Here is a 25,992-nt window from a genome sequence, read left to right as displayed (position 1 = left end):
AATAAGCGGATGTCTCTAGACTGTTGTTAGGACTAGAGCATAATCACCCCTTTTTTGAATGAGGTCACCATGAAGCGCACCGTTCCACTGCTGGCTACCACCGCAATTCTTGCCCTATCCCTGAGCGCCTGCGGTTCATCTAGCGGCACCGCTGGCTCCTCCTCGTCCGAGCAGAACGGTTCAGCCCTGCAAAAGGTCAAGGACGCCGGCGTGCTGACCGTCGGCACCGAGGGAACCTACCGCCCCTTTTCCTTCCATGAAGGCAGCGATCTGACCGGCTACGACGTTGAGGTCATCAAGGCCGTCGGCGAAAAGATGGGTGTTGAGGTCAAATTCCAGGAAACCCAGTGGGACGCGATTTTTGCCGGCTTGGATGCCGGACGCTTTGACGTGATCGCCAACCAGGTGGCCATTACCCCGGAACGCGAAGAAAAATACCTCTTCTCCAAGCCGTACACCGTTTCCGAGGGCGTCGTTGTCACCAAGAGCGACAACACCGACATCACCTCCTTCGACTCGCTCAAGGGCAAGAAGACCGCGCAGTCGCTGACCAGCAGCTTCTATGAGGCAGCCAAGGCCGCTGGAGCCACCATCGAGCCGGTGGAGGGGTGGGCCCAGTCGGTCACCCTGCTCAAGCAGGGTCGAGTGGATGCCACCGTCAATGACAAGCTGACCTTCCTGGATGCACAGAAGACCAATCCGGATGACAGCATCAAGATCGCCGCCGAATCCGAGGACAAGAGCGAGTCGGCAGTCACCCTGCGCAAGGGCTCGGAGGATCTGCAAGAAGCGATCGATGGCGCCCTGGACGAGCTGCGTGCCGATGGCGAACTGGCATCGATCTCTGAAAAGTACTTCGGCGAGGACATCAGCAAATAACCGGTACCATCCCTGGTGAAACAGTAGACTGGCTCCACACGTCTCCAGCGTGGGGCCAGTCTCGTTTGTCTCAAAGGTAGCTTATGGATTCGAATTGGCAGTTATTCATCGATTCGCTCTGGCCACTGGCCCATGGCGCAATCACGGCAACCATTCCGCTCGCGCTGATCAGCTTTGCCCTCGGACTGGCGATCGCCTTGCTGATGGCGCTGATGCGCATCAGCAAAAACCCGGCGCTCTCGGGCATCGCCCGGGTCTACATTTCGATTGTTCGCGGCACTCCCCTGCTGGTGCAGTTGTTTGTCATCTTCTACGGCATGCCCAGCCTGGGGATCACCATTGATCCCTGGCCCAGTGCGATCATTGCCTTCAGCCTGAACATCGGCGGCTATGCCACAGAAATTATCCGCGCCGCGATCCTCTCGGTCCCAGCCGGACAATGGGAAGCCGGATACACCCTGGGCATGTCGCGCACGCGCAGCCTGTACCGGTTGATCCTTCCGCAGGCCACCCGCGTGGCGATTCCTCCCCTGTCCAATTCCTTCATCTCATTGGTGAAGGACACCTCGTTGGCCTCGACCATTCTGGTCACCGAAATGTTCCGCAAGGCCCAGGAGATCACGGCCTCGACCTACGAGTTCATGCTCCTGTACTGCGAAGCGGCCGCGATCTACTGGATCATTTGCCTGTTGCTCTCTGCGCTGCAGAACTCTGTTGAAGGAAAGCTGGAAAAGTATGTCGCCAAGTAGCACAACCTTGCTCAGCGTCACCGGCCTGCACAAGGCTTTCGGCGAGAACCAGGTGCTGAAGGGCATCGATTTTTCCGTGCACTCCGGCGAAGTCGTGGCCTTGATCGGCCCCTCCGGTTCAGGAAAGACCACAGCCCTGCGCTGCCTGAATGGGCTGGAAATCGCGGATGCGGGAACCGTCGGCTTTGAAGGCGGCCCGGCGGTGAGCTTCGATGCCACAACCAAGCCAAAATCAGCGCAGGTGCTGCGCGATCGTTCAGCCATGGTTTTCCAGGGGCACCATCTCTTCCCGCACCTGACGGTGCTGCAAAATGTCAGCATTGGGCCGATCGAAGTCCAAAAGCGCCCGCGCGACCAGGTGCTGCTGGAAGCGCGCAAGCTCCTGGATCGCGTGGGGCTGGGCTCCAAAGCCGAGGCCTACCCGAATTCGCTCTCCGGCGGACAGCAGCAGCGCGTAGGCATTGTCCGCGCGCTGATGCAGCAACCCGACCTGCTGCTCTTCGACGAGCCGACCAGTGCGCTGGATCCCGAACTTGTTGGCGAAGTGCTCAGCGTCATCAAGGAACTGGCCCAGGAGGGATGGTCCATGGTGCTGGTGACCCATGAGCTGGCCTTCGCCCGGGATGTGGCCGATACCGTCGTCTTCATGGATGGCGGAGTGGTCGTGGAGACCGGAAACGCTGCCCAGGTTCTGTCCACGCCGGCAAATCCCCGCACACAAGCCTTCGTCCAACGTCTTTTGCACCCGTTCTAGAAAGCATAGAGTAGCGCTATGACCCAGGATACAAATGCATTGCTGGCAGGCCTCATCGAAGGCTACAACTTCCAAGGCGAGAGCCTCGATCTGGGCGCAGCCCTGATTGACGGCAAGCCCGAGCCCACCGCGCCGATCCGCTTGCCGCTGAAAATGCTCAACCGCCACGGCTTGGTCGCCGGTGCTACCGGCACCGGCAAGACGGTCACTTTGCAGCTGATGGCAGAGCAGCTGAGCAAGGCCGGTGTTCCGGTATTCCTCGCCGACATCAAGGGGGATCTCTCCGGACTGGCCCAAAGCGCCGAAGGCTCGGAAAAGCTCACCGCCCGCTTGGCCGAACTCGGCAAGGAATTTTCTCCCCGCGCCAACCCGGTGGAGTTCCTCTCGCTGGGCGAAGGGGCCCACGGCACCCCGGTGCGCGCCAGCGTCGATGCCTTTGGCCCGATCCTGCTGGCCCGCGTCCTGGAGCTGAACGAAACCCAGGAAGAATGCCTGCAGCTGATTTTCCACTATGCCGACACCAACAAGCTTCTGCTCGATGACCTCAACGACGTCAAGTCGGTCATCAGCTTCCTGGTCAGCGACCAGGGCGCCGAAGCGCTGAAGGGCCTGGGCGGGGTGAGCGCGGCGACCGCATCGGTCATCCTGCGTGGCATCACGATCATGCAATCCCAGGGACTGGACCAGTTCTTCGGGCAGCCGGAATTCGACACCGCCGATTTCTTGCAGGTGCGCGAAACCGGCGGCGTGATCAACGTGCTGGAACTGCCTTCGGTGAACCAGCAGCCGATGCTGTTCTCCACCTTCCTGATGTGGTTGCTCGCGGACCTGTTCGAGGACTTGCCCGAAGCCGGCGACCTGGACAAGCCGAAGCTGGTGTTCTTCCTTGACGAAGCACACCTCTTGTTCAAGGACGCCACCAAGGCGTTCACCGACGCGATCATCAACACCGTGCGCCTGATCCGTTCCAAGGGAGTGGGCCTGTTCTTCATCACCCAGTCCCCCACCGATCTGCCCGATGAGGTGCTGGGCCAGCTGGGCAACCGCATCCAGCATGCGGTGCGCGTTTTCACCGCCAAGGACCAGAGCGCGCTCAAGGAGATCATCAAGACCTTCCCGGTCAACGGCGTGGACCTGCAAGAGGCGCTGACCCAGGCTGGCGTGGGCGAAGCGGTGATTACCGTGCTCGGCGAAAAGGGCGCACCCACCCCGGTGGCATGGACCAGGATGTCCTCGCCAGGGTCCACCATCGGCCCGGCATCGCCGCAGGTTCTGGAAGAGAATCTGTCGGCCTCCCCGCTGGCTTCGCGGTACGCCACCGCCGTGGACCGCGAATCGGCCCGGGAATTGCTGGAAGCCAAAGCCGCCCCCGCTGCTACGGCGACGCCGCAGCAACCAGCTGAGGCACCGGCTGGCGCGCAGCAGGCCGAAGCGCCTCGCGAGCGGCAGGCCCCGGCACAGCCGAACCCGATGATGGACATGGCCTTGGACGCCGCATCGATGATTGGGCGCGAGTTGCTGCGCGGAATGTTCGGCAACCGAAAGCGCCGCCGCCGTTGAGAAGACCCGCCGTTTTTGACCTGCCGGTTACAGTCCGGAGCCCGAAACCAGATAGCCTAGCTACTGATGAAGACTCCTAACTCCACGCCGATCGCCGCCACCCGCCTGGCCCTTCGCTGGGCCCTTGCCGCGGTGGCAGTGCTCGTTCTGGCTGTTGCCGGCGTGATAATCGCTAATCGCACCCTGTTCTCCCCTGCGCACGAGGTCAAGGTCCTGCAGCGCTACCTCGCCGACGGCCAAGGCGCCAAGGCCCTGGGGCTGATGCAGGCCAGTGTGCCGAAGGGCGATGCGGTAGCGCTGGACGGCGAGGTGCTCAAGCGCACCCAGGCCGGCATCACGGACTTCAGCACCGACAAGCCGCAGCCGGTGGACGGAGACAGCGAGCTGCGCACCGTGACCGCGCATTACAAGGCCACGGGCGTGGACCAGCAGTCCACCTACACGTTGCGCCATGCCGGCAAGTCCTGGTTCTTCTTCGACAAGTGGGAGTTCGAACCGTCCACCCTGCCCAGCGTGAAGATCAAGGCCAACACGGTGAATGAGGTGGCCGTCAACGAGCAGAAGATCCCGTTGGAGGCCGGTGTCAGTACCCTGCCGGTCTTCTATCCCTCGGTGCTGGATGCAAGCTTCAGCACCAAGAATTTTTCCGCCGACACCCGCGGTGTCGTGGTCACCCAGCCTGCCAAGGAGCCAGTGGAGATCGCGTTGAAGACGCAGCCGACCAAGGCCTTTGTCTCCGCGATCAACTCCAAGGTCAAGAAATACCTGGACGGCTGCGCCAGCCAGCAGGTCTTGATGCCTTCGGGCTGCCCCTTCGCCTACAACACCTCGGCGCGCGTTGATTCCTCCACCATCAAGTGGGACATCGCCAAATACCCGAAGATCGATGTCAGCTACTACAACGGCGCGTGGGTGCTCTCCCCGCTGACAACCACCGCCAATCTGACGCTGACCGAGCAGGATCTGCGCACCGGGGTGAAGGAAAAGAAGACCATCAAGGACACCTATTCCTTCACCGCGGAGCTGACCACCAGCACCACCGAAGTCTCCGTGGTTCCGGTGGCCGGCGGCGAACAGCCCGCACAGTAGTTCTTGCGGCCGGGAGCTTATCGGCCGAGCAATTCGCGGAACTGGCTGCGCAGCGGCACCGCGTTGGTCTTGAACCTCTGCCACAAGAACAGCGCCAGCAAGCTCGCCACCAGGGACAGCACCGCGCCAATGGACACGGCGATCTGCGTGCCGAAGAGCTCGGCAAACCAGCCCACCAGGGGCGAGCCGATCGGCGTCCCGCCCTGCACCACCATCAGGTACAACGCCAGCACCCGGGCCCGGTATTGCCCGGGCACCGACATCTGCACCATGGTGTTGCAGCTGTTCAAGAAGGTCAGCGCTCCCAGTCCCACCGGGATGAGCATGAGGGCGAAAAGCAGGTAGTTCGGCATCCAGGCGCTGGCCAGGGCCGCGCAGCCGAAGAACACCCCGCCGCCGATCAGGAAACGCCAGCGCGGGGCCGAACGCCGCGCCGCCAGCAGCGCCCCGGCAAAGGTTCCCACCGCCATGATGCTGCCCAGGATGCCGTACTCCCCTGCGCCCACCCCATAGACGTCGGTGGCCATCAGCGCATTGGTCAGCTGGAAATTCAGCCCGAAGGTGCCGATGATGAAGGCCAGGAAGAAGATCAGCACCAGGTCCTTGCGGCTTCTGACATAGCTGAACCCCTCACGCACCTGCCCCCTGGCCCGGGCCACCGGAGTGGTGGGATGCAGGGCGTCCTTGCGCATGAACACCAGCGAGCTGATCACCGCCAGGAATGAGGCGCCGTTGAGCAAAAACGCCGGGCCGGTGCCCACCAGTGCGATCACCACGCCGGCAATGCCGGGGCCGGCCAGGCGGGCCAGGTTGAAGTTGGCGCTGTTCAGCGCCACCGCGTTGGCCAGGTGGCTTCCGGGAACCACCTCGGAGACGAAGGCCTGGCGGGCCGGGGCGTCAAAGGAGGCGCCGATGCCCAGCAGCCCGGCCAGCACGTATACGTGCCAGAGTTCTGCCGAATCCGTGACGACCAGCAGCCCCAGGACCAGTGCGCACAGCCCCATGAAGCTCTGGGTCGCCATCAGCAGCCGGCGCTTGTTGAACCTGTCGGCGATCAGCCCGGCATAGGGTGCCAGGAGCAGGACGGGCAGGAATTGCAGGCCCGTGGTGATTCCGGTGGCTACCGCGTCATGGTTGGTCAGTTCGGTCAGCACCAGCCAGTCCTGGGCTACGCGCTGCATCCAGGTGCCGATATTCGAGACCAGGGCGCCGATGATCCACAACCGGTAGTTGGGTATTTCCAATGCCCGGAACATTTTCACTGCCATAAGCTCTCGCCGGATCCCTCCGGTGCCTCCCGCACTACAGTCTAATGCGGCACAGCGGGGAATGCTGAGGTTTCCTCTGCATTCCCCGCTGCGGGTTGCGCGCTTCCCTGGCCTCTGCGGCTAGTTCACGCCGCGAAGGTCGAGCAGCAGCTCGTTCTCGCCCTGGGCATCGAGCAGCACCGGAATGCCCCAGTCCTGCTGGTACAGGTGGCAGGCCGCGTGATCCGGGATCTCGCCGCCCGGCTCGCCATCGCAGGCCGCGGCACGAGCGGTAATGTGCAGCACGCCCTCGGAAACCTCGGGGTTGAGCACCAGGGTGCGGGTCAGGCCCACCGAGGTGCCGCCGCCTTCCAGGATCAGCTCTTCGGGGCTGGCCGAGATCTTCAACTGCGTCGGGTCGCCCCAGCGGTCATCGAGCTTCTGCCCCTTCGGAGCGGCAAAGCGCACCAGGATCTCGTGGTTTCCGGACTGCACGCGGGTCTTCGGGCGCTGGGTCTGGCTGGCGCCCTCATCGACGACCAATGCCTCGGCAGGGATCGGGATGCGCACCAGCTGATGGGTGTTGGTCTCCACGACCAGCAGCACCGGGTCCCCGTCCACGGAGGTATCCACCAGCACATCGGCTGGCTCCTTCAGGCCCTTGGCCAGGGTGGACACCGTCTTGGTGGCCGGGTCGAAGCGGCGCACCGCCCCGTTGTAGGAGTCCGCAATCGCGATCGAGCCATCAGGCAACACCGCCACGCCCAGCGGGTGCTGCAGGCGGGCCTGCTCGGCGGCTCCATCGCGGAAGCCGAAGTCGAACAGCCCGGTGCCGATCGCGGTGTTCACGCTCTTCGCCTCGCCGTCCTGGACCTCGATCCAGCGCAGCGCGCTGGTTTCCGAGTCGGCGATCCACACGTTCTCGCCGGAGAGCGCCAGGCCCGAGGACTGGGCGAACCAGGCCTCATCCGGCGTGCCGTCGTTCAGGCCCTCCAGGCCGGTGCCGGCGAAGACCGAGACCGCGGTAGTGCGCGGGTCGAAGGCGAAGATCTGGTGGGTCCCGGCCATCGCGATGATGACCTGGCCCGAAGGGTGGTAGAGCACATCCCATGGTGAGGACAGCGAAATATTCAGCGCATCGGTGCCCAAATCGGTGGGCTGGGTTTCCTGGCGCGCGTTGTCCGAATCCAGCAGGCGCTGCACGCCGTTGCCGGCCACGGTGCCCACCTGGCCGGTGGCCAGGTTGACCGAGCGCAGCCGGTGGTTGACGGTGTCGGCGACGATCACGTCGTAGCCCACCTCCGCAGCCAGTTCCGCAGGCAGCGCGGCCAGGCCCTGCAGCTCGTTGAACTGGGCGGTGCCGGCGTCGCCATCGGCGTAGCCCTTGGCGCCCGAGCCGATGGTGCGCACCACCGAGAAGTCCGCGTCCAGCTCCACCAGGCGGTGGTGGCCAGAGTCGCCCACCAGGAAGTTGCCGTTGTCCAGGGCGATGGCCTTGCCCGGGAAGCGCAGGTCGCCCTCGCGGGCTTCCGGGGCGACGTACGGTCCATTGCCGCGATGCAAGGTGCCCTTGGCTTCGTGTTCGGCGATCAGTTCATCGACCAGCGAGCCCAGGCCCTGGGCGTGGCCCTCGCCGGACAGGTGCGCGACGATGTAGCCTTCGGGATCCAAAACCACCAGGGTCGGCCAGGCGCGGGCGCCGTAGGCCTGCCAGGTGACCAGCTCCGGGTCATCGAGCACCGGGTGATGGATTTCATAGCGTTCCACGGCCGCGGCCAGCGCATCCGGGTCCGCTTCGTGCTCGAATTTTGGCGAGTGCACGCCCACGGTGACCAGCACATCCGAGTACTGCTCCTCGAGCGGGCGCAGCTCGTCCAGCACGTGCAGGCAGTTGATGCAGCAGAAGGTCCAGAAGTCCAGGAGCACGATCTTGCCGCGCAGGGCTTCAAGGTCCAGCTGCTTGCCGCCGGTATTCAGCCAGTTGCGGCCCAGCAGTTCGCTGGCGCGCACCTTGTAGTTGGCGCGGACCGATTCTGTTGCGCTCATGGTCATCCTTTCGCAATTGCCGTGGCTCGGCAGTTAGAACTTCATTATCGGCCACGGTCCGGGGCAGTACTAAACGGTGTTAAGGAACATTGAGGTGCAACAGGTGCCACCCGGCTTCTATTCCGCTAGGGCAGCTGGGCGATGGCCGCATCCATCACGCTGGTGGCCACCTTGTTGAACTTTTCGTCGGCCAGCGAGCTGCCGGCCACAAAGGAGACCATCACCGCATACTGCTTGGTCTTCTTGATCAGCACCAGCGAATTCTGTGCGTACTGCCCATCGCGGCTGTAATACAGGGCCGAATCCACGGAGTCCACCTGCGGATCGGAGAACTTCAGGGTTTCGGTGTAGTCCATGCCGTTGAGCTTCGCGGACTTGCACTGCTCCACGATGGTGCGCACATTCTTGTTGTGCGAGTCGACCGCGGCTGCGCCATTTGCACCCAGCTTCGCCACTTCCACCGAACCGGTGATGGACTGGTTCGCATTGGTGAAATCGGTGCGCGCCGATTCGGTGCCCAATTGCACCGGCGACCAGTTCAGGTCGTTGATCGGGGCCGAGCACTGCGCCGGCAGCACCACAATGTCCTTGAGCGTATCGGTGGGCGGCGTGGCCAGCGCTTCAAGGTCCTTGCCCTGGATCTTGGCGCTGTTCGGGAAGCCCAGCTCGGTGGCGAGCACCGCGCCGGCGGTGGTGGCCACCTCGGCGGTGGTCAACTGGCGTGCGGATTCGCTGGGGCTCGGGCTGGCGGTGGCCTCGGCGGCCTTCTTGTGGGTCTGGTCCTGCGGCATTTGCGCCTGGGTGGACGAGCAGCCGCTCAGGGCCAGCGCAGCGCACAGGGCCAGGGCCACAGTCATTTTCTTAGGCATTCGGGTTCCTCTTATCGGCCTGCTGGTAGCGGGCGAACATCGCGTTGTAGGCTTCCAGCTCGGCGTCGTTGTCGCGATCTGCCTGCCGGTCATAGCGCTTGGTGTCTTTTTTGTCCTGCTTGAGCCAGGAGAGGACCACAAAAATGGCCAGCACCAGGGTGGGCACCTCGCCGATGGCCCACATCGCCCCGGCGCCCACCACCTGGTCCTCCAACGCGCTGCCGCCCCAAGTGCGGCCCATATTGCCGAAGTAGTCCGGGGCCAGCAGGGTTTCGGTGCTCATCAGCGCCACCCCGAAGAAGGCGTGGAAGGCGACGGTGGCCAGCAAGACCACCAGGCGCATCGGGTAGGGGTAGCGCTTGGGCACCGGATCGGCGTCCACCAGCGAGAGCGCAAAGAGGTAGCCGGTGAGCAGGAAGTGCAGGTTCATCAGCTCGTGGCCCGCGTGGTAGAGCATGGCCGGTTCCAGGATCGGGGTGAAGTAGAAGACCACGATCGACCCGGCAAAGTTCACGGCCGCGAAAATCGGGTGCGTGATGACCTTGGAGTAGCGCGAATGCACCAGGAAGAGGATCCATTCGCGCGGGCCGCGGGTGTCGTCGGTGCGCGCCGGCAGCACCTGCAGCAGCAGGGTGATCGGGGTGCCGAGCACCAGGAAGATCGGCACGATCATGGTCAGCGACATGTGGTCGACCATGTGGGTGGAGAACTGGATCTTCCCGTACACCGCCACGCCGCCGCTGGTCACGTAGAACAGCGCAATCAGGCCAACAAGCCAGCTGGCCAGGCGCAACACGCTGGGCTTGTCCCCGCGGCGGGCCAGGGTGATGAACGCCCAGAGGTAGGCGGCCAGCCCGAACAGGCACACGGCCACCCAGATCCAGTCCATCCGCCAGGTGGTGAACCAGCTGGCGGTATCCGGGGCCGGCGGCAGGTCGTAGCCGGTCAGCAGGCGCGCCGGGGTGGTCTGCGCCGGGGCTTCATCGGAGGTCGGCGGCGCCGTGCGGGCCAGCACGGTGGCCAGCGACATGACCGAGCCCATCAGGATGACCTCGCCGAGCACGATCTGCCAGGCCGCGCGCAGCGCTCCGTACTGCCCCGCCAGGAGCTTGGGGATCACAAAGCGCCGGTGGCACAGGCCCAGCGCGCCCAGGGCCAGGGTGATCAGCAGCTTGGCGATCACCAGGGTGCCGTAGGGGGTCAGCCACTGTTCCCAGCTGGTGATGCGGATGACCGCCGAGGCCAGCCCGGAACCGATCATCAAGAACACCACAAAGGCGGCCAGCGCCGAATAGCGCTGCAGCACCACTCCGGCGAGCACCTGGCCGCGCTTGCGTCCGGGGGCTTCGCCGGCCAGTGTCGGAGCCAGCAGCGCCAGCACGATAATGCCGCCAAACCACAGGACCACGGCCAGCAGGTGCAGGCCGATGGAGTTCACCGCGGCAAAGTGGTCATCTCCCCCGGCGGCATGGCCGATGAAGGCCAGCGGCAGGATGCCGAACAGCGAGAAGAACGCGGTGGCTCCCACCCCGGTCTTGGATCGCACCGCCAAGGCCAGCGAGCTGACCACCGCGGCGATCACCACCATCCAGGCCCAGGCCCGGCCGGTGGTGATCGACAGGATGTAGTCGAGGATCGCCGCTGAATACTGCGCGTCCAAGTTGATCGGCAGGCCGGCCAGGTCCCAGAAGGTCAGCACCATCACGCTGGCGGCCGACAGCGTCCACAGCACCGCCGCTGAGGCGGCAATGTTCATCGCGCGGCTGAAGGCCGGATGATCGGCGCCCTGCACATCGCGGGTGACTTTTTTGCTGCGCGGCAGGATCGCGGCGGCAAAGATCAGCGCTGCAATGGCCACTGACATGGAAGAATGGTGGATCGCACGGGCGATCGGCAGGCTCCAGCGGATAAAGGCTCCCGGGTCGGCCAATTCGGCCGGGCGGGCAATGCCGGTGAACATCACCGCGGCCAGGAAAACTGCCGCCGAAGCGAGCAGTCCGGGCAGGATGAAGCGGGTGGCTGAAACCGTGCGCTGTGCTGTATCCATATCCTTCTTATCATCTCATTTTTGCCCGGCCCCGTCAGGCCGGAAGTGCCAGCGCTGCCCCGCTACGGTGCATCTCACACCATGGCGGGGCAGCGGCCGGGGCTAGCTGAAGAGCTGCTCGCCCAAATACCCGCCCTCGCTGATCCCCGGAAGGATCGCATAGAGGGCCGAACCCACCGGCTTCAGCCAGGTGTTCAGCGCATCCGCGGCGGCCAGCCGTTGCTGTACCGGTATGAAACTGGTCGACGGGTCGCGCTGGTAGCTGGCAAACAGCAAGCCGGCGTGCTGCCCGTCATCGTAGTTGTAGCCCCGGCGATGGATGCTCTCGGCTGCGTGGCTCGGCTTGGCCAGGGCCACGTGCGCGTTGGCGGCGATGCTCGGCAGGCCCAGGTCATTTACTGCCGCCAGATCCACCGGATCATCCACGCTGGTGCCCGAGAGCGGCGAGCCATCGGCCTGCCTGCGGCCCAGGGCGAAGTCCCGGCCCGTGGCATCCACTTCGTCCCAGCGGTCCAGGTCCATTTCGAATCGGCGCAGCGCCAGCGTGGTGCCGTTGGCGATCCAGCTGTCCTGCCCATCGCCGAATACCGCCTGCTCGCGCAACTGGTCTTTCGGATTATTGACCCCGTCCACTTGCCCGAACAGATTCCTGAAGGTTTCCCGTCCGGGCATCGGGCGCATGAAGCCAGCCTGCGCAAAGCGCTGCCTGGCCAGCCCGCGGAGGTTCTTGGCCACCGCTCGCACCGCATGGTGCAGCACCGTGGGGTCCTGCGAACAGAACTGGATCAGCAGGTCGCTTTGCTGATACTGCTCTTCAAGCTCGTCGCCGGCAAAGTCCGGCAGCTGCGCGATGCTCCCGCACCCGGCCACATCGAGCAGGCTTTGGCCCAGCCCCACGGTCAGCGTCAGTTCGCTGGGCGGCTGCGCCATTTCCGGTTCGGTATCGGCCAGCACTCCCCGGCCGCCCATCAGCCGGGCCGAATCATCGGTGAGCATCTGGAGCAAGGCCTGCAGCTGCTGCTTGCGCGAGCCATCGCGCCAGAGCACATCCCATCCGGCAAACACCGCATGTTCCTGCTGCGCATCGATAATCCCGGACTGGTACTGGCCGTAGAACGACCTGAACCCCGGGCCGCCAGGAGCCTCTTGCGCTGGAGCTGCCGCCACGGCGGAGCGCAGGCCGCCAGCGCCAAAGCCGGTGAGCAGCCCGCCAGCCGCTGCGGCAGCGGTGCTGCCCAGCAGCAGGCGGCGGGGAACATTAATGTCCGGCATGCTCATCGTAGTTTTCCTTGGCGCCATCAAAGTTGCGGATCGCGAAATCAACGTCGGTGCTCGAGCCGTCGGAGAACTCCAGGGTCAGCGTCGTGGTTTGGGCGGCGACCAGCGGCTTTTTCAGATCCATGAACATCAGGTGATTTCCGCCGGGAGCCAGCACCGCGTCGGCTCCGGGAGCGATCACCAGGTCGCCCTCAAGCTGTTTCATGCTCATGTTCTGCCCGCTGCCGGTCATTTCGTGCAGCTGGATCTCATCTCCCTGCGCGTTGCTCACCTTGCGCAATTCCAGCGGGAAGTCCGCGGAATTGTGCAGGGTTCCGAACGCCGCGCTCATCCCTGATTCGGCCGCCTTGGCCCAGGTGTCGCTGGCCACAAGCCCCTGTGCTTGCGTGCTGTTTTGCTCAGCGGACTGCGGTGCCTTGGAGCTCTGGCTGGCAGCTGGTGCGTTTTGCGCGCAACCGGTGAGCAGCAGTCCGAAGCTCAGCAGCAGCGCGGTCATGGTTCTAGTCTTCATCGTCTCAAGCTTTCGTGGTGTGGGCACAGAATGTGCGGGCACGCCAAAGGCCGCGGTGGCCTTGGGCGCACCGGAATAAAGTGGCTGCTTACTTGGTGTTGCGCATGAACTTGGCCAGAACGCCAATGACGCCGCCAAGGACCACGACGCCGATAATGACCCAGATGACCGGGCTCATCGAGCTGCCCGCATCCTGCAGCGGGTTCTCGCTAGGCTGTGCCGACTCGCTTGGAGCGGCCGATTCGCTTGGTGCGCTGATCATCGATGGGGTCGGCTTTGCCGAGGCATTCACGGTGAACTCCAGCTTGTTCTCCACCGGGTGCCCGTCCTCGGAGACCACGCGGAAGGCCAGCTCGTACTGGCCGCTTTCCAAGGGCTTCGCCGGGGTCACGGTCACGGTCTTGCCCTTGGTTTCGGCTGACGCGTCGACGGCCTCGCCGTCCTGCTTCAGCACCACCTTCGTGGAATCCACACCGGACATGGTTTGCAGCTCGCCGGAGAACTCGAGGGTCAGCTCTTTGGGAGCTTGTTTCAGGCTCGCACCGTCTTTGGGAGTGGAGCTGACCAGCTCGTCGTGGGCCGAGGCGGCGGTCATCGAGCTGAACAGGGCCAAGATCGATAGCGCGATCACAGCGGCCAGACGGGTCAGGGTCATTTTGGGCAGCGTCATGTTCTTCATTGTTTTCCTTCCAATCCCCCCTCTCAGGGGGAACTTCGTTATTGTCTTAGGCGGCAAGAACGAAGGAAGGAGGACCCCGGCGCCCGGGCAGCCGTCCCAATTGCGCAAGCTTGAGTTGAAAACGCACCGGAAAGTAGGCCGGAAGCACCGGTGTTTCAGGAACCTGCCCACGGATGAGCGAAAAAATTCGCCGTGCCGAAGACAGGGTGAGGTATGAGCCCAAGAGGGCCAGCAGGCGCTCGCCCCGGTTGAGCACGAGGATGCTGACCACTGCAGCCAGCACGTGCGCGTAGAGCATCGACTCGGTGTGCACCTCGGCGTAGTGGGCGCTGATGTTGTGCGCCAGTTCGAGGCTGCGCCCAGTATGCTGCACGTGCTCCATGCCGGAGACCCCGGAGTCGCCGTGGCTCATCACCGACAGGCTCAAGTGGAATAGGCCCTGGCTGGCGATCACCACCAGGCTGGTCGCCCACAAGCTGTATTTCTTTCCTACCAGCAGCAGCGCGATCACCGCTGAAATGCAGGTGATCAGGCCCATCGCAACCAGCGACATTCTTGTCGGGGCGCTGTGGGCGTGAGCCGCAAAGGCCGTCCAGGTGCACACGCTCGCCGCCAACCAGCCGCGCAGTACGCGGGTTGCGGGATTCTGTGGCACTGGGTTCAGCCTATTCTTCTGGTGGATCATCAAGCACGCCTGATTCTACGCGAAGTAGAAGATCGGCTCAAACGTGCAGAAAAGCAGAAGGCCCGATCCATCCGCCGGAGGGTTCCAGCAGAGAATCGGGCCTTGCTCAAGCCTGAAGAAGCTTACTTCTTGGCAACAGCAGCCTTCAGCTTCGAACCAGCGGTCAGCTTGACCGAGTGGCCAGCAGGAATCTGGATTGCTTCACCGGTCTGTGGGTTGCGGCCGGTGCGAGCTGCACGATCGGTGCGCTCTACAGCCAACCAACCTGGGATCGACACCTTCTCACCCTTGGAAATCTGGTCGACGAAAACCTCGAACACAGCATCCAGAACACCGTTGACGGCAACCTGGGAGTTTTCGGTCTTCGCTGCAACAGCAGCAACAAGTTCGCTACGGTTCATAGCCAATGTATGGTCCTCCTGGACTAGTGATCCAAAACCCGGTTCCGGGCCTCGTACGCCGCACGGTCGCACGGACTTATCAGTGAGAACATATCAAACCTTGGGCCGCGAAATGCCCGAAAACAGGCGAAATACCGGGATTTTTTCATCTTCTTACAGATTTCTGGGCCTAACGGCATCATTTTTGGGTTCAACGACCAGTTCTGATACGCCCATTAATGCAGCAAGGCCCATCTGCCCGTCGAGGGAAGATGGGCCTTGCTCAAGCCTGAAGAAGCTTACTTCTTGGCAACAGCAGCCTTCAGCTTCGAACCAGCGGTCAGCTTGACCGAGTGGCCAGCAGGAATCTGGATTGCTTCACCGGTCTGTGGGTTGCGTCCGGTGCGAGCTGCACGATCGGTGCGCTCTACAGCCAACCAACCTGGGATGGTGACCTTTTCGCCCTTGGAAATCTGGTCGACGAAAACCTCGAACACAGCATCCAGAACACCGTTGACGGCAACCTGGGAGTTTTCGGTCTTCGCTGCAACGGCTGCAACAAGTTCGCTACGGTTCATAGCCAATGTATGGTCCTCCTGGACTAGTGATCCAAAACCTGTTTCCAGGCTTCGAATGCCGCACGGTCGCACGGACTTATCAGTGATGAACTTACCAGTTGTGGGCGACAAAAAGAGCATCGTCCCGCGGATTTTGCCGAATTCCTCTAGAGATTTGAGGTGTGAAAGCTCACCCGGGAGCTACAGCGCAAACGGATCGAGTCCCTCATTGGCTTGCACAAATATCTCCCATGCCGCGTCTTGAAGCACCTTGCTTCGAGTGACATTTGCCGGTCTGGCTAGCGAAATACGGCCCTTGGCGGTCAGTTGCGGACCAAAGAAGATTCCGGGCGCGCAGTTGTCCAGCCCTCTAGTCAAGGCTGCCTCCACAATTGCCACCGAACCTTCATGTTTGCCCTGCGCGAAACTGGCCTGCAACTGGCCGGTCAAACGCTTGGCAAAGTCAGGTTCGTTGATTCCTTCTATCTGTGGGGTGAGCCCGGACAGTGAATACCCAGGATGCACAGCGATGGATCTGGCCGGCCACTGCAGCTGGCGCAATCGATGATCCAGTCCAATGCCAAGGCTTTGAAGCACCGCTTTGGATTGAACATAAGCACGATAGGGATGGTAGTCGGTTTCCAGCTTGAGATTCGAAGGATCCGTGCGCAACATCAACGTGGACATCGACCCGAGGGTGATCAGACGCAACGAACCTTGGCGGAACTTCTCAGCCAATTCCCCGATGAGTCGGGCGTGTCCAATGACGTTGGTGGTCATTGTGCGCTCGTACTCCAACAGTCCGGGTTCCCTCGATAATGGCGTACGAATCATTCCTGCATTGGCCACCAAGATATCGAGCTGGCGACCGCGAAGTTCCGCGGCCAAAGCCGTGGCAGACGTCAATGAATCAGCGTCAAACTGCATGAATTCAACGTTTGCTCCAGGCACCCGAGAACTGATAGCTGCCATGGCTTTTTCAGCGCGTAACCGGTTGCGACATGCCAGAATCACATGAGCACCAGCGGCGGCCAGCCCCAGGGAAGCAAAAAATCCCAGACCGGCGTTGGCACCCGTAACTACAGCAGTTTTGCCATCTCCTAGTGACTTCCAGCGACCATGATTGTCATGAATATTGGCTTGAGGCGGACCCTGCCCCAACTGTTCCAGGGAACCCAAACGCACTGCACGATTCATGCCCCCACCGTACTACAAGCGCTACCCGGCCAATCCGTCAGGGTTCAAGCGCGAATCAGTAATTCCTTCTTCGCCAAGTCCCCATTTGTCCAAGATCTGAGAGTACGCGCCCGAATCCATCAGGCCGTCCAAGGCAACCTCCGTGGCTTCAGCCAACCCGCTGCCTTTTTTGGTGGTCACCGCCACTTGGGCGGTGTCTGGCCACCCGCCGGGGAAAGATCCAATCTGCTTGAGTTCTCCGGTTGTCGCCTGCTTGTAGGCGCCAGTGGCATTTGGCCCAAAGCTTGCGTCGGCACGACCGGACAACAGCGCCAAGGTGGATGCCGAATCATCGTCGTAGTACTGGAAGTCAACGGGCTTTAACCCTTTGGCTCGATTGGCCTTATCCCAATCAACCAAGATCTTCTCCTGGTTGGTGCCCGAACCGACAATGATCTTCAGCCCGGCAACGTCCTCGGCCTTTGAGATGGGGCCAATCTTGGAATCCTTGTCGGCATAGAAACCTAGCAAGTCTTCACGGTAGGTCGCGAAATCAAATTTTTTCTTGCGTTCTTCAGTCACGGTCACGTTGCTGATCGCGGCTTCGTACTTGCCCGACTCAATTCCTAAGGGCCAATCGGCCCAAGACACCGGGACAAGCTCAAGTTCCAATCCCAGTGCATCGGCGAGCGCCGCGGCCAGGTCCGCGTCGTTGCCTACCGGGGTGCTGTTATCCGTGGCATAGAAGCTCAATGGTGCAGCACCGGGTGCGGTCACGACACTCAATTTTCCATCTGCAGCAATCTTTTCTGGCACCAGAGCTTGAGCCTTCACATTGACCTCAACTTCGGGACGATCCTGGTTGGGGCTGCTCAAAGCTGCAGCTGCGCTATCGCTGGCGGTGGCCGAGGGCGCATCCTCGGTAGCCTGCGACGGATCAGCGCAGGCGCATAGTGATACCAGCCCGATGAGCGCCACGATGCTGAAGGCACTGCGAGTTCTCTGTTGTTTCATGACACTTCCTGTTCTGCTAATGGTTCCTGCTGCGCCCGTTGTTCGTGGGTTTCGTCAATGCTCAGACCCAAGTTTTCGCGCAGGGTTCCGGCGTAGGACTCTGGATAGATGCCACGCTCCTGCAGGCGCGGCACCAGGTGATTGACGATGTCATCAAGCCCGGTAGGTATCAGCCACGGGGTGATGTTGAAGCCATCTACCGCTCCGAGTTCTGCGTATCGTGCCAACCGGTCTGCGATCTGGTCGTAGGAGCCAGTGAAGGTTTGGTCGGCACGGTGTGAGCGCGAACGGACGAACTCGATGATGTTCTGCCCCTTCTCCTTGGCTTCGGCACGCCACGTGGCGGCCAGTTCTAGGGATTTAGCTCCTTGGAACCCGCTACCTCGGGTTACCGAGCTCTGCTTTACTACTGGGTCAAACTCCGGTAGTGGCCCATATGGGTCCACGCTCTCTAGCCGGGTCCCCCAGAACTGTTCGAGGTAGGCCAGCGCCTGTTGCGGGCCAATCTGATGTTCGCGTACCCAGTGGTGCTTTTCTTCTGCCGCCTCTGGGGTCTCAGCAACGATGAATTCGGCTCCCGGCATGATCTTCACCGAATTCTCGGCACGTCCCACCCTGGCTGCACGAGCGTTGATGTCCCTTCGGAATTCCACTGCATCTTCCAGCCCGACGTGGGCGGAGAAGATGACATCGGTTTGGCGGGCCGCAAAGTCCCGCCCCTCGGCCGAGTCACCGGCTTGGAATAGCACGGGGCGATGCTGTGAGCTAACCGGAACGGTGCCGGTGTAGTCGACGTTGTAATGATTTCCTCGGTGGTGGACTGGTCCTCCCTCCCAGATCTGCCGGACGGTACGCACAAAATCTTCAGCATGCGAGTATCGCTCGTGGTGCTCAAGGTAGCCACCGCGACGGAAGTTTGCGCCAGTCCACGCGTTGTGGGTGGTGACGATGTTCCAGGCAGCTCGCCCCTCAGAAATCAGATCCAACGAGGAGAGCCGACGGGCCAAGTCCGCTGGATCGTTGTAGGTGGTGTTTTGGGTGGCTACCAAACCGATCCTGCTAGTTACCGCGGCAAGTGCTGCGAGCATGGTTTGCGCGTCTGGGCGGCCCGCCACATCGAGCTCGTGGATTCCTCCTAGATGTTCACGCAGTCGCAGGCCTTCACCGAGGAAAAAGGCGCTGAACAGGCCCCGCTCGGCAGTCTGGGCGATCTGCCGGAAGGAGGCAAAGTCGGTTTGGGACCCCGAGACTTGGCTGCGCCAAATGGTGGATGAGTTCACGCCTTGGAAGAAGACGCCGAATCGAAGTTGATGCTGGGTACTCATGATGCCTCCTGGAAGCGGTTTTGGGCTACTGGCAACGCGAAATTCTCGCGCAAGGTCGTTGAATTGGGTGCCAGCAGATTGCCGTACTTCAGTTGAGGAAGTACTTCGTCGATCAGCACTGCCCCGTCGATTTCTAGATCTCCGGGATACAAATGCACCAGATGCCGGCGTTGGTCTGCTGGATTGGCAGTTGCTTCTGCGAATTCGGCCAGGAAGTTGATCAGCGCCTTGGTACTGCCTGCAAAAACCGCGCGTTCGCTGCTCTGGATCCCAATGTCTGCGGCACGCTGTGCCCCGGTCTGGCCAGCTGTATCGAGATAAATGTCGAGCTCAATTGCGACGGCTCCGGAGGTGCTGGAAGCTGTCGCTTGTGCCAGCAATGTCTGGAGGCTCGCGGTATTGATCGCTATAACGTCCGCTCCATTTAACCGGCAGTGTTGCAAACCTGATTCGCTAAACAGGTGCGAGGGGGCAATAATCGGCAATTGCCCTTGTGGTGGGCGTGGGGTGATGGCTGGTCCCTTAACTGAGAAGTTTCTGCCTTCAACATCCACGTAGTGCAACTTGTTCGCATCCAGGTAACGCCCGGTAGCCACATCGCGGACTACCGCGTCATCCTCCCAGCTATCCCAGAGCCGGCGATGGGTGGTGACCACCTCGGCGGCTTCGATACTGAGCTCATCATCAGCTAACACGGTGCGTCCGACTGCCTGCGCCTGCACGGAGTCATTATGTGTTTCCAAGATCCATCCGGCACGACCTCGGGAAATGATGTCCAGGCTGGCCAATTGAGTGGCGGTGTGGAACGGTTCGGTAAAGAGAACATCGATCACCGGCAACAAACCGATCCGGCGAGTTTGTGCGGCCACGTAGCTTGCCCGCTGCACGGCGTCGAGCAACCCGTCGCTGGAAAAACTCACAGCATTGAAACCTGCGGATTCAGCGCGCAACGCTTGGTAGGCGGTGTGCTTGGGATCGTTTCCGGCACCGTCGAGATTCAGGGCCAGCAGCACTGAGCGTTCGCTCATGGTGCATACTCCTTTCGTAAAGTATTTTTCGCCTGCGGATCCTGCTCGGTCCACAGAGTGGTTGGTGTGTTGACCAAGGGGATCACTTCTTGGGCGAAGCGTTCCAAAGTTTCAATTTGCGCCTCATGGGGTTGAGTTGTGGGCAGCGAGATGGATTGCAAGTCGTGGCCGAAGCTCTGGTGGTAATCCAGAATCTTGGCCGCCACAAATTCGGGGCTGCCAACCAACAGCGGGCCCTCGGCAACGGCGTGCTCGATATTGCGATACGGGGTGTTATTCCCTGGCACATTGCGCCGGTTGGTCAGTGCCTCATAAACCGGCCCAAATTCCTTGATCGCTTGCTTGGTGCTGTCAGCCAGATACACTCCACCTGCGCCACTACCCGAACCGACATATCTGCCTGCCAAATCATGGCCGGCCTGCTCATACGCTTTTTTGTAGTGGTCGATCAGAGCCATGTAATTTTCTTTGGGCTGGATCGCATTGGCGGAGAACAATGGGTCACCGTGCTTAGCGGCCAGTTCTGCCGAACGTAGCGAGGTGGCCGAACCATGCCAGATCCGTACCGAAGACTGGTAAGGGCGCGGGCTGGTGGTGACTTGTGCAAGACTGCTGCGGAACTGTCCGGCGAAGTCCACCGGTTCATCACTAAACAGGGCTTTGAGCAGTTCGTAGTTCTCTTCCAGCAAGTCCCATTGGTCTTCAACATTTCTGCCAAAGAGCGGGAAGTGCGCGACCTCATTGCCCTTGCCTATTCCTAGTTCCAGTCGTCCGTTGCTCAGTTGGTCAACGGTGGCGAAGTCCTCTGCCACTCGCACCGGGTCAAGGATGGAAAGCACGACAACACCTGTATGCAAACGAATCTTCCTGGTCCGTGCAGCGATGGCTTCAAGCACGACCGCCGGCGAGGAGGAAATGAACGCCCCAGCGTGCCGCTCGCCTATGGAGTAGGAATCAAATCCGAGTTGCTCTGCGCGTACCGCGGTGTGAACGACCTGCTCAAAGCGCTGCGCGGTATCAACCTGCAGGCCGGTGATCGGGTCATCCTGGTGGGCAATAATGTCTAGAACCTGAAAACGCATTATTTACCCTTGTAGTTGGACGCGTTGATGGTTTCCGATTTTGTTAGCCCTTCGTCGCTCAACGACCAGCGGTCAAGCACCTTCGCATAGGTGCCTTCCTCGATGGTTTCGTTCAACGCTGCAGTGATCTGTTCGGCCAGATGGTTCCCGGCTCTGGTAGTTGCGGCGACCAGCGTTTCGTTGGGCCAGCCGGCGTTGATCTTGCCAACCACTTTCAAGTCATCTCGCTGGTTCTGCCGGTACACGGTGGACGGATACGGCGCGATGTTCAGGTCAATGCGACCTGAAGATAGGGCCAAAATGGTGTCGGCCTCGCTGGAGTAGTACTGCAGTTCTGCCGGGGCTTTGCCCTTGCCTTCCAGCTCCTTGTTCCAGGCCAAGAGGATCTTCTCCTGGTTGGTTCCAGAACCCACCGCGATCTTCTTGCCTGATATGTCATCCGCGGACTTCACCGAGATGTCGCTGCCGGCACGAGCTTCAAATCCCATGTAGGCAGCCCGGTAGCTAGCGAAGTCGAACTTCTTGACTCGATCAGCGTTCACGCCGACATTTGAGAAGACCGCTTCGAAGTCACCCGATTCGGTTTTCAAGGGCCAGTTCTCCCAACTGGTGATCTGCAAATCCAGTTCCAAGCCCAGCTTGTCGGCGACCAATTGTGCCAGATCGACTTCCGTGCCGATCACGGTCTTCTCATCCGTGGCATGGAAGGACAGCGGTACCGAACCAGCGGTCGTGGCAACGGTCAATTTGCCGTCCTTCTTGATCTTTTCAGGCACCGCGTCGGCCAGTTTCGGATCCTTGGTGGAGCGGATTCGGTCTTGGTCAGGCGAGGTGTTGTAGGTGATAGTGCTCTTTGACTCAGAGTTCGAGGATGCTGCCGGAGCGGCGGCTCCCGGGTCAGCGCATCCAGCCAGGCCGAGCAGGCCAACGGCGGATAGTGCAGAAACAGCTGCGTACTTGTTCATGGTGCGAGTCCTTGGTGACGAAGTTTTAGATGTTAAAGGCCGGTTCGATGACTTTTGAAAGGAATGATTTGGTGCGTTCGTGCTGAGGATTGGTCAGCAGTTCGTTTGGAGTTCCCTGCTCTACTACGCGTCCGCTGTCCATGAAGATGATTCGGTCCGCGACATCGCGAGCGAAACCGATCTCATGGGTCACGATAATCAGTGTGGTCCCGGACTTCGCCAGGTCCTTGATGACCTCCAGTACCTCTGTCACCAGCTCGGGGTCCAACGCACTGGTTGGCTCATCAAAAAGCACTACCTTGGGGTTCAAAGCCAACGCCCGGGCAATCGCTACGCGCTGTTGTTGTCCGCCAGAGAGCTGACGGGGATAGGCACCGGCCTTGTCTGCTAGTCCCACACGAGCCAACAGTTCCTTGGCTCGAGCTAATGCCTTGGCCTTGGGGATTTTTCGCGCGTAGATTGGCGCTTCAATGATGTTCTGCAGCGCGGTGAGGTGGCCAAAGAGGTTGAAGTTTTGGAACACCATGCCCACTTCGGTACGCTGGGCGAGAATTTCTGATTCGCGCCGTTCATGCAGTTTGCCGTTGCGCACCTTGTAGCCGATCAGTTCCCCATCCAGGCTGATGGTGCCTCGGTCGACCTTGTCCAAGTGGTTGATGGTGCGCAGCAATGTGGACTTTCCCGAGCCCGAGGGTCCGATAATGACCAGTACTTCTCCTTCGGCCACGTCTAGATCGACCTCGTGGAGCACCTGCTGGTTGCCGTAGCTCTTATCGACCGAGCGCACCGCCACTGCTCCGCGGGTTGCGACTTGTGTAGTTGCCAGACTCATGGCTGTCCTTTCGAGGAGTTGATCTTGGTGGTGGCGTGGGTTGAGAAGAAGGCGCTCAGTTGTTGCAGTGGCGTCGGTGGAAGAGTGCGAAACGCCCCTCGTGAATAGTGGCGCTCAATGTAGTATTGGGCGACGCTGAGCACCGAGGTGATCACGATGTACCAGATGGTGGCCACCAGTAGCATCGGCAATACCTGCTGCGTTCGGTTGTAGATCACTTGCACGGTGTAAAACAGTTCCGAATAGGCCAGCACGTAGACAATCGAGGTGCCCTTGACCAGGCCGATGATTTCGTTGAAAGCGGTCGGCAAGATGGCGCGCATCGCTTGTGGGAGCACGATCTTGGTGGATCGACGCCAGCGTGGAATACCCAAGGCCGTGGCCGCTTCGATCTGGCCCTGGTCTACGGAGAGTATGCCACCGCGAATAATTTCGGCGCTATAAGCCGCCTGGTTCAAAGTCAGTCCCAGTACCGCAGCCGCAAACTGGCTGATCAGGCTGGTGGTCTGGAATTCCGCGAAAGTAATCGAGGTGAAGGGGACGCCCAGCCGGATGCTTTCATACAGGTAGCCGAGGTTGTACCAAAGCAACAGCTGCACCAAGAGCGGGGTGGAACGGAAGATCCAGGAAAAAGTCCACGACACCGAGCTGAAAAGCGGCGAGCTTGAAAGCCGCATCAGCGCCAGAATAAATCCGAGCACAAAACCCAGGCTGCCGGAGATCAAGGTCAGTTTCAGCGTCTGGCCGAGACCTCTCAGAATGGATTCGGCGGTGAACCACTGGGCTACCACGCCCCATTCCCAACGCGGATTGGTCAGTAGCGAGTACAGCACCGCTGCCGCCAGCGCAGCAACTATCGCCGTGCCAACCCAGCGCCACGGATGCCGGGCGGCGACTACAGCATAGTCCGCGTAATTGGGTGCTGCATCGTGACCCCGTTCAGCAGCTATGTGCTCCTTCAAGAGCTCCGTGGCTGGTTCCTGCACGGCCCGTGGCGTGGTGATGTTTGTTGCCGGTGGCATCGGTTCCTCCTTCGTGAGTTCGTATCTGTTGTGCTCACGCTAGAACCGAAGCTTGGCCGATTGCACTTACCCGATTCATGCAAGTTCACCCAAGGACACCATGTGTCGAAATGACGATTCATGACCCTTTTTTGGCGCAGGTTTATCGCGTCTTATGTCCCTGCATGGCAGAACCATGACCTATGCGTCTTTGCAAGTCAGCACGCTATCTTGGCGCCTCCATCGCCTCCTAATCTGGCGCTACCCACAGATTCCAGACACTCATCGAATGGCAGCGCAAAGGAGAAAAATGACCGAGCGGCACATCGTTTTTATCGGCGGCGGGCCACGAACCGCCATTATTTTGGAGCGCATCAGCGCCAACCGCGCGCTGTTGAATAACACCGCGCTTCACCTGCATATCGTCGACCCATTCCCAGCGGGCGCCGGTCGCATCTGGCGAGAAGATCAAAGTCCCCTGCTTAAGCTCAATTCTCGAGCTGCCGATGTCACGATGTTCACCGATGACTCGGTTCAATGCTTGGGCCCGGCCAATAACGGCCCGGCATTGGATCAATGGGTGCAGCTCATCCGCGAGGGGCAACTGCCCGATGTGCCACCCCTAGTACTGGCCGATCCACTTCTGCAAGCCGAAGTAGCTACCTTGGGTGCTGGCGACTTCCCTACCCGCCGGCTGCAGTCCTGCTACCTGCGCTGGTTCTTCGCCCGGGTCCAGGCATCCTTCACCGCGCCGGATTCCATAAAAGTCCATCAAGATTCCGCGGTGGATCTGATCCCCGGCTCAGGACCGCACAAGGTTCTGCTGGCTTCAGGCGAAGAACTCGTCGCCGATCAGGTGGTTCTCGCCCAAGGCCATCTGGATGCCAAAATGAGCTCCGATGCCCGCGCGTCAGAATTCTCCGCGCGCGCCGATAGCGCTGATCATCTGGGCTACATCCCACCGGGCTACACCAACGACATCAACTTCGAAGAGTTGTTGCCGGGCACAGAGGTTCTTGTCTCGGGTATGGGCTTGGCCTTCACCGATCTCTTTGTACTGCTTTTTGAAGGCCGTGGCGGACGCTTTGAGCCCACCGGCTCCGGTGAACTGCGCTATATCCCTAGCGGTCGGGAACCCAGGCTTCTGGCCGGTTCCCGGCGCGGAGTGCCGTACCACAGCAAGATCCGCAGCTCCACAACTGCAGAGCTGACCGCCCGATACTTCACTGAGGAAGCGGTCGCTGAATTGCACGCGCGGCACGGCAATCTGGACTTCTTCGCCCATATTTGGCCGTTGGTCGCAAAAGAAACCGGATATTTCTACTACCGCGAACTATTTGCCACACGACCAGATCAGTTGCGCGGAAGGTGGGCGGACTTTCTAGCCGCCTATGACCGCATCGATTGGTACTTCCCCGAACGCGCAAGCCTCGTTGCCGCATTTGTTGCACCCAATGATCGGCTGGAATTTGAGGATCTTGAGTCTCCCCTGCCCCTCCCCCGCCCGTTGCCTGCCCAGGGCCACGGCGAACAACTCAATAAGCTGGTCAGTGAGCATATTCAAGAGGATTTGCGCCTGCGTGATTCGCCAGATCGCCCAGAGTACCAGGCCCTCTTTCTGGGACTGCTGCGCTGCTTTGTCACCCTTCCGCTCGTCCACGACAAATTCAGTCAGGCCGGGCGAGCACAACTGGCCAAATGGTGGCAGGGATTTTTCAGCTTTGTTGATTCCGGCCCGCCCGCACATCGGCTGCGCGAACTACTGGCATTGCACGAGTCAGGATTTGTCCGGTTTTTGGGCCCGGAAACCACTTTCGGGTTCGACACCGAGCACCAGCTGTTCAGCGCGCAAACCCTCGCCGGTGCCGTTCATGCACCGTGGTTGATCGAGGCCAGGCTACCCAGCACGAACATCTCAACAAGCACCGATCCCCTACTGGCCTCGCTATCGCGCCAAGGACTGATCACCGAAGAACCAGGAGGTTCAGGAAAAATGCACATCACTTCACTACGCCAGGCCATAGGCAGAGGAGGGCGCGTCCAGCGTTGGCTTTTTGCTACCGGAGCGGCCGTAGGCCGATTCCAAGCCGGTGCTTTCTCACGACCTCAGTCCAACTCCGCTCCCTTCGCCGATAGCGACGCGCTGGCCCGTGAGCTGCTCTCGGCTCCGGCATCCATGGACCAGTGGGAGTTAGCCGGCGCCGTGGCACAAGCCCATCACAGCATTGCCTAGAATCGA

At 61.0% G+C, this 25,992-nt stretch carries 24 protein-coding genes; 6 read left to right on the top strand and 18 right to left on the bottom strand.

Going from position 1 to position 25,992, the window contains the following annotated elements; translation table 11 throughout:
• The first annotated feature begins 69 nt into the window (after positions 1-69).
• The 5 genes from H6F58_RS14080 to H6F58_RS14060 all read left to right on the top strand — a co-directional run bounded on the left by H6F58_RS14080 (position 70) and on the right by H6F58_RS14060 (position 5,031).
• Positions 70-879 (top strand): amino acid ABC transporter substrate-binding protein, encoded by an 810-nt coding sequence (locus H6F58_RS14080; protein WP_171919522.1) that lies wholly within the window; start codon positions 70-72, stop codon positions 877-879.
• Positions 880-962: 83 nt separating this feature from the next.
• The gene (locus tag H6F58_RS14075; protein WP_195182003.1) at positions 963-1,628 is read left to right on the top strand and encodes an ABC transporter permease subunit; all 666 of its coding nucleotides are present in this window, start codon (positions 963-965) and stop codon (positions 1,626-1,628) included.
• The gene (locus H6F58_RS14070; protein WP_280521052.1) at positions 1,615-2,382 is read left to right on the top strand and encodes an amino acid ABC transporter ATP-binding protein; all 768 of its coding nucleotides are present in this window, start codon (positions 1,615-1,617) and stop codon (positions 2,380-2,382) included. The genes H6F58_RS14075 and H6F58_RS14070 overlap by 14 nt, the downstream gene beginning before the upstream one ends.
• Before the next feature lie 18 nt (positions 2,383-2,400).
• Positions 2,401-3,942 carry a helicase HerA-like domain-containing protein gene (locus tag H6F58_RS14065; protein ID WP_146275965.1) on the top strand — a complete coding sequence of 514 codons (1,542 nt, stop codon included), beginning with the start codon at positions 2,401-2,403 and terminating at the stop codon, positions 3,940-3,942.
• A 66-nt stretch (positions 3,943-4,008) separates the two neighbouring features.
• Positions 4,009-5,031, top strand: coding sequence for a hypothetical protein (locus H6F58_RS14060; protein WP_146275967.1), 1,023 nt, complete (start codon positions 4,009-4,011; stop codon positions 5,029-5,031).
• A 17-nt stretch (positions 5,032-5,048) separates the two neighbouring features.
• Here H6F58_RS14060 and H6F58_RS14055 read toward each other — a convergent pair whose 3' ends face one another.
• From H6F58_RS14055 to H6F58_RS13970, 18 genes are all read right to left on the bottom strand, one after another.
• Positions 5,049-6,299, bottom strand: coding sequence for an MFS transporter (locus H6F58_RS14055; protein WP_244652607.1), 1,251 nt, complete (start codon positions 6,297-6,299; stop codon positions 5,049-5,051).
• A 120-nt stretch (positions 6,300-6,419) separates the two neighbouring features.
• Positions 6,420-8,330: an NHL domain-containing thioredoxin family protein gene (locus H6F58_RS14050; protein ID WP_186468096.1), complete on the bottom strand. Its 1,911-nt coding sequence runs from the start codon at positions 8,328-8,330 to the stop codon at positions 6,420-6,422.
• Positions 8,331-8,449: 119 nt separating this feature from the next.
• Positions 8,450-9,193: a hypothetical protein gene (locus tag H6F58_RS14045; protein ID WP_146275971.1), complete on the bottom strand. Its 744-nt coding sequence runs from the start codon at positions 9,191-9,193 to the stop codon at positions 8,450-8,452.
• The gene (locus tag H6F58_RS14040) at positions 9,186-11,240 is read right to left on the bottom strand and encodes a cytochrome c oxidase assembly protein (RefSeq protein ID WP_195182002.1); all 2,055 of its coding nucleotides are present in this window, start codon (positions 11,238-11,240) and stop codon (positions 9,186-9,188) included. The genes H6F58_RS14045 and H6F58_RS14040 overlap by 8 nt, the downstream gene beginning before the upstream one ends.
• Before the next feature lie 102 nt (positions 11,241-11,342).
• Positions 11,343-12,518 carry a Dyp-type peroxidase gene (locus tag H6F58_RS14035; RefSeq protein WP_195182001.1) on the bottom strand — a complete coding sequence of 392 codons (1,176 nt, stop codon included), beginning with the start codon at positions 12,516-12,518 and terminating at the stop codon, positions 11,343-11,345.
• Complete coding sequence (locus H6F58_RS14030; protein WP_146275977.1) at positions 12,499-13,029, bottom strand: copper chaperone PCu(A)C; 531 nt, start codon at positions 13,027-13,029, stop codon at positions 12,499-12,501. Before H6F58_RS14030 ends, H6F58_RS14035 begins: the two co-directional genes overlap by 20 nt.
• An 88-nt stretch (positions 13,030-13,117) precedes the next feature.
• Entirely contained in the window at positions 13,118-13,708 is a 591-nt protein-coding gene (locus H6F58_RS14025; protein ID WP_195182000.1) for a copper resistance protein CopC, read from the bottom strand.
• Between the two features lie 46 nt (positions 13,709-13,754).
• On the bottom strand, positions 13,755-14,363 hold the full coding sequence (locus H6F58_RS14020; protein ID WP_195181999.1) for a hypothetical protein: 609 nt from the start codon (positions 14,361-14,363) through the stop codon (positions 13,755-13,757).
• A gap of 152 nt (positions 14,364-14,515) precedes the next feature.
• Entirely contained in the window at positions 14,516-14,800 is a 285-nt protein-coding gene (locus tag H6F58_RS14015; protein WP_013349906.1) for an HU family DNA-binding protein, read from the bottom strand.
• 272 nt (positions 14,801-15,072) lie between these two features.
• On the bottom strand, positions 15,073-15,357 hold the full coding sequence (locus tag H6F58_RS14010) for an HU family DNA-binding protein (protein WP_061954273.1): 285 nt from the start codon (positions 15,355-15,357) through the stop codon (positions 15,073-15,075).
• Between the two features lie 174 nt (positions 15,358-15,531).
• Positions 15,532-16,509, bottom strand: coding sequence for an SDR family NAD(P)-dependent oxidoreductase (locus H6F58_RS14005; RefSeq protein ID WP_195181998.1), 978 nt, complete (start codon positions 16,507-16,509; stop codon positions 15,532-15,534).
• A 39-nt stretch (positions 16,510-16,548) separates the two neighbouring features.
• Entirely contained in the window at positions 16,549-17,520 is a 972-nt protein-coding gene (locus tag H6F58_RS14000; RefSeq protein ID WP_195181997.1) for a transporter substrate-binding domain-containing protein, read from the bottom strand.
• The gene (locus tag H6F58_RS13995; RefSeq protein WP_195181996.1) at positions 17,517-18,845 is read right to left on the bottom strand and encodes an LLM class flavin-dependent oxidoreductase; all 1,329 of its coding nucleotides are present in this window, start codon (positions 18,843-18,845) and stop codon (positions 17,517-17,519) included. Before H6F58_RS13995 ends, H6F58_RS14000 begins: the two co-directional genes overlap by 4 nt.
• Entirely contained in the window at positions 18,842-19,873 is a 1,032-nt protein-coding gene (locus tag H6F58_RS13990) for an LLM class flavin-dependent oxidoreductase (protein WP_195181995.1), read from the bottom strand. The genes H6F58_RS13995 and H6F58_RS13990 overlap by 4 nt, the downstream gene beginning before the upstream one ends.
• Positions 19,870-20,955 carry an LLM class flavin-dependent oxidoreductase gene (locus tag H6F58_RS13985; protein WP_195181994.1) on the bottom strand — a complete coding sequence of 362 codons (1,086 nt, stop codon included), beginning with the start codon at positions 20,953-20,955 and terminating at the stop codon, positions 19,870-19,872. Before H6F58_RS13985 ends, H6F58_RS13990 begins: the two co-directional genes overlap by 4 nt.
• Positions 20,955-21,920, bottom strand: a complete 966-nt coding sequence (locus tag H6F58_RS13980; RefSeq protein ID WP_146275993.1) for an ABC transporter substrate-binding protein — start codon at positions 21,918-21,920, stop codon at positions 20,955-20,957. The genes H6F58_RS13985 and H6F58_RS13980 overlap by 1 nt, the downstream gene beginning before the upstream one ends.
• Positions 21,921-21,945: 25 nt before the next feature.
• Entirely contained in the window at positions 21,946-22,752 is an 807-nt protein-coding gene (locus H6F58_RS13975) for an amino acid ABC transporter ATP-binding protein (protein ID WP_195181993.1), read from the bottom strand.
• Entirely contained in the window at positions 22,749-23,774 is a 1,026-nt protein-coding gene (locus tag H6F58_RS13970) for an amino acid ABC transporter permease (RefSeq protein ID WP_195181992.1), read from the bottom strand. Before H6F58_RS13970 ends, H6F58_RS13975 begins: the two co-directional genes overlap by 4 nt.
• Positions 23,775-24,063: 289 nt before the next feature.
• Here H6F58_RS13970 and H6F58_RS13965 point away from each other — a divergent pair, with 289 nt between their 5' ends.
• Complete coding sequence (locus tag H6F58_RS13965) at positions 24,064-25,986, top strand: FAD/NAD(P)-binding protein (protein ID WP_195181991.1); 1,923 nt, start codon at positions 24,064-24,066, stop codon at positions 25,984-25,986.
• The last annotated feature ends 6 nt before the right edge of the window (positions 25,987-25,992 follow it).

This window comes from Glutamicibacter sp. FBE19, from assembly GCF_015524875.1.
In the GTDB taxonomy this organism is placed as follows: domain Bacteria; phylum Actinomycetota; class Actinomycetes; order Actinomycetales; family Micrococcaceae; genus Glutamicibacter; species Glutamicibacter halophytocola.
This window is presented reverse-complemented; position numbering and strand designations above follow the sequence as displayed.